Source organism: Longimycelium tulufanense (assembly GCF_014645795.1).
GTDB classification, from domain to species: Bacteria; Actinomycetota; Actinomycetes; order Mycobacteriales; family Pseudonocardiaceae; genus Longimycelium; species Longimycelium tulufanense.
In genome coordinates this window covers 31,414-43,424 of the sequence record NZ_BMMK01000042.1, presented here as the reverse complement: position 1 = coordinate 43,424, position 12,011 = coordinate 31,414, and the positions used below count along the sequence as shown (strand labels likewise).

Genomic DNA, 12,011 nt, shown 5'->3' with positions numbered 1-12,011 from the left:
GACGACTGTCCGCAGCAAGGAAGTAACCACATCAACGCGATCCACCGTTAACTTGACACACCCCCGGGGACCAGTTCAGTGCTGTCGGGGCCTCGTGCATGATCGACTACGCGGGACGTGGTGACGCGCAAGGGAGGTTGGTGCGGCCATGCGGCTGGTCGATGTCGAGGAGGCGTTCTTCGATGCTCGGCGGCCCCGAAAGGATTCGCCGCACACCACGGCCGCCTATCGGCGGGATATTGCCGGGGTGCGGGCGCGGTTGGCCGAGGTGTGTGGTCGGGCGGCCGAGGAGTTGTTGCTGTCGGAGGTGACGGCGGAGTCGTTGCGGCGGGCGTTCGGCGTGTTCGCTGATACGCATGCGCGGAGTTCGGTGCTGCGTGCGTGGTCGACGTGGAACCAGCTGTTGACGTTCTGCGTGGTCGAGGGGTGGTTGGCGGGGAATCCGATGGGAGCGGTGGCGCGGCCTCGGGTGCCGCCGCACTCCCCCAAGCCGTTGCGGGGTGAGGACACGCCGGAGCAGTTGTTGGAGGCGGTGGCCGGGGGGCGGCGTGCGCGGGATCCGTGGCCGGAGCGGGATCTGCTGGTGCTGGCGTTGGGGTTGCTGTGTGGGTTGCGTTCCAGCGAGATGTTGGCGTTGACCGTGGGCTGTGTGGTGGGGCGGCCCGGGGAGAAGCGGCTGCACGTGCGGGGTAAGGGCAGCCGGGAGCGGTCGGTGCCGATCGAGCCGGCGATGGAGCGGGTGGTCGAGGCGTATCTGGTGTCGCGGCGGCGGCGGTTTCCGGGCGATCGGGTGCGGCGGTCTTCGCCGTTGTTGGTGGATCGCGGTGGGGAGCCGATGAGTCGTGGGGCGTTGCAGTATCTGGTGAAGTCCTGCTTCCGGTGGGCGGGGTTGCACGATCGGGTGCCGGTGGGGGCGAACCTGCATGCGTTGCGGCACACCTTTGCCACGCGGTTGGCCGAGGACGGCGCCAATGCGTCGGAGATCATGCGGTTGTTGGGGCATGCGTCGTTGGCCTCCAGCCAGCATTACATCGAGTCGACCAGTCGGGAGCGTCGGCTGGCGGCGGCGTCGAACCGCACCTATCGGAAGTTGGGTGATCTGGACCTGGTCTCCGAGGAGTAGGGGTCGTGTGGTGGGTGGGCATCGCGGTGGTGGGCGTGGGTCACGCTCGGGTTGCGGCCCGCGAGCAGCGGTTTTGCGTCGCTGCGGCGGGGGTATCGCGGGCACAGGAGAAGGTTGACCGGGCCCGTGGGCTCTCCCTTTTTCTCCGGGGCTGCCCGTGGCGGTGCTGGGAGCTGCTGGTGCGGAGCGGTGGTGCGATGCCGGGCTGGTGAGGAGGCGGGCATGGTTGCGCTGGGCTCGCCGACGAGGTTTCGGCACGAGGCGCTGCTGTATCGCGGTGAGCCGGAGTACGTGGGTGTCGTGCAGGAGTTCGTGCGTGCGGGCGTGGCTGGTGGGGAGCCGGTGTTGGTGGCGGTGCCCGGGCGTCGGCTCGACCTGTTGAGGCGGGTTCTGGGTGCGGTGGGCGAGCGGGTGCGGTTCGTGGACATGACCGGGGTGGGGCGGAACCCGGGGCGCATCATCTCGGTGTGGTACGAGTTCGTGCGGGAGCACACCGCGGGTGGGCGGCGGGTGCGGGGCGTCGGAGAGCCGGTGTGGCCGGGTCGGTCGCCGGAGGAGCTGGTGGAGTGCCAGCGGAGTGAGGCGCTGGTGAACGTGGCGTTCGGGCTGGTGCCGGCGTGGTGGTTGCTGTGTCCCTATGACGTGGTGGGGTTGCCGGCGGGGGTGGTGTCCCGGGCGTGCCGGCACCATCCGTTCGTGTGGCGGGACGGGGCGCACCGGGCCGGTGGAGGGGTTGAGGTCGTGGATCCGTTGGCCGGGGCGTTGCCGGAGCCGCCGGGGGTTGCGGTGGGGGTGGCGTTCACGGCGTCGGAGCTGCGGCGGGCGCGGCATACGGTGGCGCGGGTGGCCCGGGAGGCGGGCCTGCCGCCGGCGCGGGTGGACGATCTGGTGCTGGCGATGGGCGAGGCGGCGGCCAACAGCCTGCGGCACGGTGGTGGGCGTGGGCTGGTGCGGGTGTGGCGGCACCGGGGGTCGGTGGTGTGCGAGGTGCGTGATGCCGGTCGCATCCTCGACCCGCTGGTTGGGCGGCTGCCGCCCGAACCCCATCGGTACAGCGGGCGTGGTTTGTGGCTGGTGCATCACCTGTGTGATCTGGTGCAGGTGCGGTCGGGGCCGGCCGGCACGGTGGTGCGGATGCGGATGGAGGTGCCCGAGCGGGGCCGCATGGGGTAGGACGTTGCCCTCCCCCACTCCCCCGGATACACCCGAGTGGGTGAAACAAGGGTGCGGGGTTGCTCCGTTGGAGGTACCCAGGGCGCATGAGGGCGATGTGGCGGGGAGCGATCTCATTCGGGCTGGTGACGATCGGGGTCCGCCTGTTCGCGGCCACGGAGGAGCACGACTTCCGGTTCCATCAGGTCCATCGCGCTGACGGCGGGCGCATCCGCTACAAACGGGTGTGCAGCCTGGACGGTGAGGAGGTCGAGTACGCCGACATCGCCAAGGGGCACGAGCTGGAGGACGGCCGCATGGTCATCCTCGACCAGGAGGACTTCGACAAGCTGCCGATCTCCACCGACCGTGCCATCGAGGTGCTGGAGTTCGTGCCCGCCGAGCAGATCGACCCGCTGTACTTCCAGCGCGCCTATTACCTGGAGCCGGAGAAGAACGCCGTCCGCCCCTACGTGCTGCTGCGCCAGGCCCTCCAGCGCGCCGACCAGCTCGCCGTGGTCAAGATCACCCTGCGGCAGCGCGAGACGCTGGCGACGGTGCGCGCCCGCGAGGACGTGCTGGTCCTGCACACCATGTTGTGGCCGGACGAGATCCGCGCGCCGGAGTTCGGCTTCCTAGAGGGCGACACCACGGTACGGCCGCAGGAGCTGGCCATGGCCGAGTCGCTGATCGAGAACATGGCCGGTGACTTCGACCCGGAGGAGTTCAGCGACGACTACCGGGAGGCGATGGCCGAGCTGATCGAGGCCAAGGCCGAGGGTGCGGAGCTGCCCGAGCGGGCCGAGCCCGAGCCGGCCGGTGAGGTCATCGACCTGATGACGGCGTTGGAGCGCAGTGTGGAGGCCGCGCGCAGTTCCCGGGGCGGGGGTCGGGCGGCCGGTGGCCGTAGCGGCGCCAAGGCCGGTGGGCAGCGCCGTGCCACCAGCCGTTCGACCGGTGCCGCCAAGTCCACCAAGACTGCCGGGACGGCGGCCAAGACGACCAAGGCCGGGGAGAAGACCGGGGGCAAGACGGCCGGTCGTGCCAAGAGTGGGCAACGCAGGACCGGCGGCCGCAAGCGCCCGGCCTGAACCGGCTCCGTCATGCCCGATCCCCTGGCCGAGTACCGGCGCAAACGCCGTCCTCGCCGCACCCCCGAACCGGCGGGCGATGCGGTGCGGCCGGGGCGGGACGAGTTGTTCGTCATCCAGGAGCATCACGCCCGTCGCCTGCACTGGGACGTACGGCTGGAGCGGGGTGGGGTGCTGGTGTCGTGGGCGGTGCCCAAGGGACTGCCGCCGGAGCCGGGCACGGTGCGGCTGGCCGTGCACACCGAGGACCATCCGCTGGAGTACGCCGACTTCGACGGGGAGATCCCGGCTGGCGAGTACGGCGCCGGCACGGTGACGATCTGGGACCGGGGCCGGTACGAGACGGTGAAGTGGAGCACCGACGAGGTCTCCGTCGTTCTGCACGGCGATCGGGTGCGGGGCAGGTACGTCTTCTTCCGACGCCACCGTGGTCGCGGTGGAAACAGCGACTCCGATGAGTGGCTGGTGCGGCGTTCCGATCCGCCGCAGCAGCCGGACTGGGAGCCGCTGCCGGAGTCGCTGGCGCCGATGTTGGCCTCCGCCGGTGGCCTTCCGCCGGCGGAGCGGGACGCCGAGTGGGCCTATGAGTTCAAGTGGGACGGGGTACGGGCCCTGGTGCGGGTGGAGGGCGGGCGGGTCACCGTGTTCAGCCGCAAGGGCAACGACGTCACCCGAAGCTATCCCGAGCTGCGCGCGTTGGGGGAGGCGATGGGCAGCACCCAGGCGATGCTCGATGGCGAGATCGTGGCGTTGGTGGGGGGCCGGCCCAACTTCGCGGCCCTGCAACGGCGCATGCACGTGGGTAGCGAGGCCAGCGCGCGGCGGCTGGCCGAGACCCAGCCGGTGACCTACCTGGTGTTCGACCTGCTGCACCTGCAGGGCCGCTCCCTGTTGGCCCTGCCCTACACCGAGCGGCGTCGGCAGCTGGAGGGGTTGGGGTTGGCCGGGCCGCGTTGGCAGACGCCGCGTTACTTCGCCGGTGGGGGTGCGGCGGTGCTGCACGCCAGTCGGGAGCAGGGTCTGGAGGGTGTGATGGCCAAGCGGTTGTCCTCGCCCTACCAGGCGGGTCGGCGTTCGCGGGAGTGGGTCAAGGTGGCGCACCTGCGGGCGCAGGAGGTGGTGATCGGGGGCTGGCGGCCGGGCCAGGGCCGTCGTGCCGGTGCCATCGGGTCGTTGCTGTGCGGGGTGCCGGCTGAGGGCGGGTTGCGGTTCGTCGGTCTGGTGGGCACCGGGTTCACCGAGCAGGCCCTGGCCGAGCTGGGCTCCCGGCTGTCGCGGCTGGAGCGTCGCCGCTGCCCGTTCGTCGCGGTGCCGCGTGAGGTGGCGCGGCAGGCCCGCTGGGTCTCGCCCACCCTGGTTGGTGAGGTCGTGTTCCGGGAGTGGACGCGCGACGGGCGGATGCGGGGGCCGTCGTGGCGGGGGTTGCGCCCGGACAAGTCTGCCGGGGAGGTCGGCCTCGATGCCGGGTAGCAACACCGTCACGGTGCAGGTGGAGGGCCAGCGGCTGCGGCTGTCCAACCTGGAGAAGGTCCTGTACCCCGAGATCGGGTTCACCAAGGGCGCGGTGATCGACTACTACGCGCGTGTCGCGCCGGTGCTGTTGCCGCACGTGGCGGACCGGCCGCTGACCCTGCGCCGCTACCCCGAGGGGGTGGAGGCCGACTCGTTCTTCGAGAAGGACGTCTCCCGGCATGCGCCCTCGTGGGTCCGTACCGTGCGGGTGCCCACTCCGGGGAGCGCCAAGGGTGCGGAGGCGGCCGACTTCGCGCTGGTCAACGATGTGCCCACGTTGGTGTGGGTGGCCAACCTGGCCTCGTTGGAGCTGCATGTGCCGCAGTGGACGGTGGGGCCGCGCGGTGGTGTGCGTGATCCGGACCTGCTGGTGTTCGACCTGGATCCGGGGGCGCCGGCGACGGTGGTGGAGTGTTGCCGGGTGGCCGAGCGGCTGCGGGAGGTGGTGGCCGCCGACGGGCTTGCGGCCTTTCCCAAGACCAGTGGGTCCAAGGGGTTGCAGGTGTATGTGCCGGTGTCGGTACCCGCGGCGGAGCGCACCTCCGACTACGCCCGTGTGGTGGCCGAGCTGCTGGCCCGGCAGACCCCGAAGCAGGTGGTGGCGACGATGAGCAAGCAGGCCCGGCACGGCAAGGTGTTCGTCGACTGGAGCCAGAACAACCCGAAGAAGACCACGGTGGCGCCCTACTCGTTGCGTGCCCGGTCGCGGCCCACGGTGTCGACGCCGGTGGCCTGGGAGGAGGTCGAGGCGTGCGCGCGTGCGGAGGACGTGGTGTTCACGGCCGGGCAGGTGCTGGAGCGGGTGGAGCGCGACGGGGACCTGTTCGAGGGCCTGCTCGGTGACGAGCACCGGCGGGCGTTGCCGGACCAGCCGGCCGCCGCCGGCACGCGACGGTGAGGGTGTTGGGGTTCCCCGGCGGGTCAGGTGTCAGGTGCGGTGCAGGGCGAGGTGGGCCGGGGTGGTCTCGGGGCGGATCCTGCGGACGAACCGGGAACGGCGGTCCTGGTAGGTGGCGCTGGCGAAGTCCTCGCGCATCTGGTCCAGCTCTCGGGCGCGGTGGCGCTCCAGCGTCCGTTCCAGGGACTGGCCGCGGTGGCGGCGCGTCTTGTCCTCGAGCCGGCCGGGCAGGTCGGCGGAGTGGGCCAGCTGTTCGGCCAGCGCGGTGACGTGGGTGCGGAAGGTGGCGGGATCGCCGGGCACCACCTGGTCCGCCAGGCCCAGCGCGTGGGCCTGGCGGGCGTTGACGGGTAGGCACCGGCTGGTGAGTGCCTCGGCGGTATGCTCGCCCACCCGGCGGGGCAGGGTGTAGGTCCAGTACTCCGAGCCGGACAGGCCCATGAGCCGGTAGTGCGGGTTGAGCACCGCTCCGGAGCGGCACCACACCTCGTCGGCGGCCAGTGCCAACATCAGCCCGCCGGCCGCGGCGTTGCCCTGGACCGCGCTGATCACGAGGTGGGAGGTCGTGGTGAGGATGGCCGCCACCAGATCGTTCATCGCGTTGATGTTCTCCCAGGATTCCGCCTGGGCGTCGGGGGCGTCCTCGATGACGTGGAGGTGGATGCCGTTGGCGAAGAAGTCCCGGCGACCGCCGAGCACGATCACACGGGTGTGGCGGGACAGGGCGTAGCGGTAGGCGGCCAGCAGGCGCCGGCACTGGCGGGTCGACATCGCCCCGTTGGGGAAGTCGAACTCCAGGTATCCCACCTGGTGGTGTTCCCAGTAGTGGATCTCGCGGTAGGTGCGGCGGGGGTCGGGCAGGCCCTGGGGGGCCGCCACCTGGGGCACGCCGGACAGGTGTAACGCCAGGCCCACGGTGGCGGGCACCTTGAACGGGCGGCTGTCGTCGGGGCGGGTGCGGGGCTTGACGTGGGTGATCCAGACCGCGCCGTCGGCGGTGGCCCGGCACACGGCGGTGTCGCGCATCGCGAGCAGGGACCCGGCCGGGCCGCGCAGGGTGTCCTCGGCGATGCCGCCGTAGAGGAAGAACTCCTCGCCGTCGATGGTGTCGAGCACGCCGGGTTGGCTGGTGGCCGCGCGCAGTTTGCGCAGTACGTCCTCGGTCGGTTCGTGGGCCCAGTCGATCCTGCGGTCAGGTTGGCGCAGTGCGGGCCGGGGCTCGCCGATCACGTCGTGGCGGTCGTAGTCCAGTGGCTCCGGGGTGAGGTGGCCGCTGGCCATGCGCGCCACGGCCAGCAAAAGTGCTTCCACGGCGGCCTCGGTGACCTCGTGGCGGTAGAGCGAGCTCTTGTCGTACTCGGCCACCACGAAGGGGGCCCAGGCCCAGATGTCGCCGGCGTCGAACACCTCGTTGGCCTGCAGGACGGTGACACCCCAGCGCCGTGCGCCGGTCGTGATCGCCCAGTCCAGTGAGGAGGGGCCGCGGTCACCCTTGGGGCCGGGATGCACGATCAGGCAGGGGACCCGGGACCACAGGGCCTGTGGGATGGCGGCGGTGAGCATGGGGGCGACCACGAGGTCGGGCCGGAACAACCAGGCGGCCTCGACGAGCGTCTGTGGGGTCAACGCCAACTCGACCGAGACCTCGTGGCCCCGGTCGAGCAGTTCGGTGTGGCAGCGTTGGGCAAGGCTGTTGTAGGCGCTGGCCACCAGCAGAATGCGCACGAGGTACTCCCCCGCCCTAAGCAACGGCGTGATCGGTGGGTCGGTGTGGAAAGCCGCGGTGCACGGCACCGACCCACACAAGATCGACATTTGCGATACTGATGAGTATCGTAAATGAACTTCGTCGCCGTCAATGGCACGTGACACGGAATGCGAAGAGTGGCCTACCCGACTCTTCCGGACACGCCCCACCTCCAGCCGCACGAACGCCTCACCCGGCGGCGGTCGACCGCCAGTAGGGCACGTGAGATCCACATCGTCAATAACGTTTCTTGCGAGGCAAGAAATTCAACTGGTAAGTAAAATTTTCCAATATGGGCGTGGATCCGGCCAGTCCGGTACGGCCTGGTCCGACTGCTCATGGTCGGCGCAACGCACACCGAGGATTCTTACCCACTGCGCCTACGCGCATGTCGTGATCGACGGTGAACGTTGTTGGGTGGGACGACCGCTGCGACGCTACGGTCGACAACTCCTCCGGTTCCGGCCTGCCTATCGCCGGAATCCTCTGGGGCATGGCCTGATCACGGTCCACGCGCCTGACGACCGCCTCCCCCAGAATGTTTCGCTCTCCGAGTTGGTGGCCCCGATGCACCACGTGGCCGGTGGGCCGCAGCGCGATGGCGCCGAGCGAAAGAACGCAGGACAGACAAGTCCCGGCCGTGCCACGTTCGCCTGTGGGCGCCGCCTATTTCTTGGGTGAGACCAGGACGGTGATCGTGGCGGTGACCACCGTGGTGCCGCCGCGATCCACCAGGCGAACCGGGACGGGCAGGTCGACTTTGCCATCGAACCGGGGGATCTCCGGCAGCTGCGCGATCGCGCGCAGCCCGCTGCGACCCGGGGCGAGGTACTCCACGGTCATCCCCCGCGGAATCCAGCGGTGCGTGGCCGGCACGGTGGCCTCGGCCAGCATCCCCATCGCCACCTCGGCGAGGTTGCAGGCCGCAATCGCGTGGAAGGTACCCAGGTGGTTGTGCACGCCCCACCACTTCGGGGCGGCCACCTCGCAGTAGCCCGGCCGCAGCCCCACCACGCGCGGCAGCACCGTGCCGAAGTAGGGCACCCGCGCCACCATGCCGGCCGAGAACAGCAGCCGTCCCAGCCCCAGCGGCAGGCCCGACAGCCGCTGCCACGCCGAGTAGGTCCGAGTCATGAACCTACTCTGCAGTAAAGTTCGGGGGGTGACAAGGCGCGGCGGCGCAGCTGGAGGACGGGCTGTGCCAGGCACCACCCCAGCCGGCGGGCTGGTGCAGCAGGTGACCGACCACCCCCGCCGGATCCCGCACCACTCCCACCTGGCCGGCCAGGGTGGCCCCGGGCGCCCGGAGCACCGCCCCGCCCCGCTCCTGGCAGCGGCGGGTCGCCTCCGCCACGTCAGTGACCGCGAAGTAGCAGGCCCAGCCCGCACGCTCGGACCCCAACTCGGGATCGGGAACCCGGCGCCCGGCCACCGCCCAGTCACCGCTGCGGTAGAGCGCCGCCGTGCCCGCGGGCACATCCGGCGCCGCCGGGGCCACCGTCCACCCACAGCGGGACGGCCAGTAGTCGTCGGCGGCCCGGGCCCCGGTCTCCCCCTCGGTCACCAACTCCACCCAGCAGGGCTCGCCGGGCCGCGGCGTCGGTGCGGTGGGACCGTGCTGGACGCGGCCGGCATCGCAGGCCGCGCTCACCCCGTCCGGGCCCGCCAGCACCCCACCGGCGGCGCCACCGAACACGACCCGCCAACCCAACGGCTCGGCCGGGCCCGGCCGGCGGCAGGTGGCCACCTGCCGCTCCCCCACCCAGCAGTCCAGGCGGCCCGCCTGGACCGGCAGGACCACCCAACCCAGAAGCTCACCCCAGAACCGCACCGAGGCGGACGGGTCGTCGCTGAGCAGATCAATGCGGCGCACGCCGCGCACGGGCGCGTCAGTGGGCACGGGCAGCTCCTGCGAAGGTGGCCTGGCGAGGGTCGATCACCGATCCTGGGCGCTACCCCCGGGCGCGGACAATGCTCCGTTCGGCGGTATCAGCACGGCATCCAGCGGTCGGGCCCGGCCCAGGTGGAAGCCCTGCGCCACGCTCACCCCCAACCGCTTGAGCGCCTCCACCTGCGAGGGCCGCTCCACCCACTCGGCCACCGCCGAGAGCCCGAGCCCACGGGCGATCTCCACGATCCCGGTGACCAGCACCGCGTCCCGGCATCCCTCGTCGATGCCGCGCACGAACTCCCCGTCGATCTTCAGGCCCGTGATCGGTAAGTGCTTGAGGTGCACGAACGAGCCGAACCCGGAACCGAAGTCGTCCAAGGTGATGCGGCAGCCGGCCGCGCGCAGCTCCAGCGCCAGGGCACGGGCGGCGTCCAGGTTGGTCACCGCGGCGGTCTCGGTGATCTCCAGGCCGAGCCGACCCGGGGCCACCCCGGCCCGCTGCAGCCGCTCCAGCACGAAACAGCCGAAGTCGGCATCCTCCAGGGTGCGGCCGGACACGTTGACGTTGAACCGCAGCGCAGGGTCGGGGTAGGCGACCAGGGCGTCGATGGCCTGCCCCAACACCCACCGGTCGATGTCGAGCACCAAGTCGGTGCGTTCGGCCGCGGGCAGGAACTCCGCCGGTCCGGGCGCGGGCCCCTGCCCGTCCTCCAGGCGCAGCAGCAGCTCGTGGCCCACGGTGCGGCCGGTGTGCAGGTCGACCATGGGCATGGCGTGCAGGGCAAAGCCCCCGTTCTCCAGCGCCGCCCGCACCCGGTCCAGCACCGACACCCGCTTGGCCGTGTCGGCGTAGTGCTCGGTCTCATAGACCGTCACCCGGTTGCGGCCGGCCGACTTCGACGCATACAGCGCCAGATCGGCGTTGGCGAGCACACCCTCCCAGCCGTCACCGGGCCCAAACGGCGCCACCCCCGTGCTCACCGTCATCCGGGTCGTGGCACCGCCGGCCACCACCGGCAGCGCGGCCACCGCCGTACCCAGCCGCTTGGCGAACGCCGCCGCCTCCTCGCTGCGTGCCCCGGGCAACACCACGGCGAACTCGTCCCCGCCCAGCCGGGCGATGGTCTGCCCCTGCCCGACGCGTTCCCGCAGCGTGGCGGCCAGGATGCGCATCACGCGGTCGCCCACCGCATGCCCGCGCAGGTCGTTGACATCCTTGAAGTTGTCCAAGTCCAGCAGCAGCAACGCACCGCTGCCGCCGGCGGCCAACTGCCGCTCCAGCTCCCGGGTCAACGCCCGCCGGTTGGGCAGACCGGTCAGCGGGTCCTCCTCGGCCATCCGCAGCAGCTCGGCGTGCAGCCGGTAGGCCTGCGTGATGTCGTGGGCGGTGCCCAGCATGCGCACCGGCACCCCGGCCGGATCGGTGATGACCTCCCCGTAGCACTCGTAGATGCGCTCGGTGCGGCGATCGGCCATCAGCATGCGGTGGGTGTAGGTGAAGCGTTCCCCACTGCCCAGCGCGCGTTGCAACGCGTCCTCGACGATCGGCAGGTCCTCGGGATGGATCAGCGAGGCGTAGGTGGCGTAGTCCAGCTCCGTACCCGGTGGAAACCCCACCATCTCCAGCAACGCGTCCGACCAGACCACCCGGTCCTCGGCCACGAACCACTCCCAGTTGCCCATCCGGCCCAACACCTGCGCCCGATGCAGCGACTGGGCCTGCTGGCTGGCCTCCAGCTCCCGGTCCCGCCACGCGGTGATGTCCACCGCCCGGTACAACAGGGTGTCGGAGGCCAGCGCGGTACAGGACACCTCCAGCCAGCGATGCCCGGCATCCCCGCCCGAGGGGGCCAGCAACGCCGCCACGTCCCTTGGCCCGTCGGGCACCCCCGGCAACAGCGCCGGCAGCGAACGGCCCACGGCCTGGCCGGGGGCCAACCCCAACAGGGCAGCCAGCGCCGGGTTCACCCAGCGCAGCTGACCAGCGGGGTCAGTGACGCCGTAGCCGACGTCGGTCTGGTGCACCACGAGGCGGTGCCACCCGTCCACGGGGTCGCCGCGGCGCCCGAGGTCGGTCACTCGACCCTGCGCGCACGCCTCGCGCAGGTCTGGCGCATCCGTCACCTGCTGCTCCTCCTGCCGCCGGGCGACATCGTGGCCGCCGAACGCGGCCACGGGCAAGCCGCGGCGGGCGCCAATGTGTCTTACCGGAGCCGTTCCAGCCGGTGCGCGGCGGTGGCCAGCTCCCCGGCCATCCGACGCAACTCGCCCGCATCGGCACCGTCCTCGGTCGCGGTCACCACGTCCTCGGCGGCACAACGCAACTGGAACAGGCGGTCGGCCAGATCGGCCAGCTCGGTCGCCGAGAGCACGACCGCATCCTCGGGCAATCCACCGCGCTGGACCGCGGCCCGCTGCTCGTAGGCGCGCTGCCGGCAGGGCTGGCCGCAGTAGCGGCGGGGGCGGCCCACCCGCCCGTTGTCCGGCAACACGCGACCGCACCAGGCGCAGTGCCGGACCTCCCGGCGGGTGAGCGGGGGCGTCGTCTCGGCCACCACGTCCATGGGCGGCGACGTTATCCGCCGGCCGGCCGATCA

Annotated in this window: 10 protein-coding genes; 5 read left to right on the top strand and 5 right to left on the bottom strand. The window is 71.4% G+C overall.

All coding sequences use genetic code 11. From position 1 onward, the window contains the following. Positions 1-148 precede the first annotated feature (148 nt). From IEY55_RS27710 to ligD (IEY55_RS27690), 5 genes are all read left to right on the top strand, one after another. Entirely contained in the window at positions 149-1,123 is a 975-nt protein-coding gene (locus IEY55_RS27710; RefSeq protein WP_189061510.1) for a tyrosine-type recombinase/integrase, read from the top strand. A gap of 222 nt (positions 1,124-1,345) precedes the next feature. Continuing rightward, on the top strand, positions 1,346-2,296 hold the full coding sequence (locus IEY55_RS27705) for an anti-sigma factor RsbA family regulatory protein (protein WP_189061509.1): 951 nt from the start codon (positions 1,346-1,348) through the stop codon (positions 2,294-2,296). An 86-nt stretch (positions 2,297-2,382) separates the two neighbouring features. Then, a complete protein-coding gene (gene ku / locus IEY55_RS27700) occupies positions 2,383-3,366 on the top strand; it encodes a non-homologous end joining protein Ku (RefSeq protein ID WP_189061508.1) in 984 nt (327 codons plus the stop codon). A 12-nt stretch (positions 3,367-3,378) separates the two neighbouring features. After that, a complete protein-coding gene (gene ligD, locus IEY55_RS27695) occupies positions 3,379-4,836 on the top strand; it encodes a non-homologous end-joining DNA ligase (protein ID WP_189061507.1) in 1,458 nt (485 codons plus the stop codon). Then, positions 4,826-5,776 (top strand): non-homologous end-joining DNA ligase, encoded by a 951-nt coding sequence (gene ligD, locus IEY55_RS27690; protein WP_189061506.1) that lies wholly within the window; start codon positions 4,826-4,828, stop codon positions 5,774-5,776. Before ligD (IEY55_RS27695) ends, ligD (IEY55_RS27690) begins: the two co-directional genes overlap by 11 nt. A gap of 30 nt (positions 5,777-5,806) precedes the next feature. Here ligD (IEY55_RS27690) and IEY55_RS27685 read toward each other — a convergent pair whose 3' ends face one another. From IEY55_RS27685 to IEY55_RS27665, 5 genes are all read right to left on the bottom strand, one after another. Next, the gene (locus IEY55_RS27685) at positions 5,807-7,501 is read right to left on the bottom strand and encodes a hydrogenase maturation protein (protein WP_189061505.1); all 1,695 of its coding nucleotides are present in this window, start codon (positions 7,499-7,501) and stop codon (positions 5,807-5,809) included. A gap of 688 nt (positions 7,502-8,189) precedes the next feature. After that, positions 8,190-8,657 carry a hotdog fold domain-containing protein gene (locus IEY55_RS27680; RefSeq protein ID WP_189061504.1) on the bottom strand — a complete coding sequence of 156 codons (468 nt, stop codon included), beginning with the start codon at positions 8,655-8,657 and terminating at the stop codon, positions 8,190-8,192. Between the two features lie 4 nt (positions 8,658-8,661). Then, the gene (locus tag IEY55_RS27675) at positions 8,662-9,423 is read right to left on the bottom strand and encodes a VOC family protein (RefSeq protein ID WP_189061503.1); all 762 of its coding nucleotides are present in this window, start codon (positions 9,421-9,423) and stop codon (positions 8,662-8,664) included. Positions 9,424-9,459: 36 nt separating this feature from the next. Continuing rightward, positions 9,460-11,538, bottom strand: coding sequence for a putative bifunctional diguanylate cyclase/phosphodiesterase (locus tag IEY55_RS27670; RefSeq protein WP_229686817.1), 2,079 nt, complete (start codon positions 11,536-11,538; stop codon positions 9,460-9,462). A gap of 80 nt (positions 11,539-11,618) precedes the next feature. After that, positions 11,619-11,978 (bottom strand): hypothetical protein, encoded by a 360-nt coding sequence (locus IEY55_RS27665; protein ID WP_189061502.1) that lies wholly within the window; start codon positions 11,976-11,978, stop codon positions 11,619-11,621. Between the last annotated feature and the right edge of the window lie 33 nt (positions 11,979-12,011).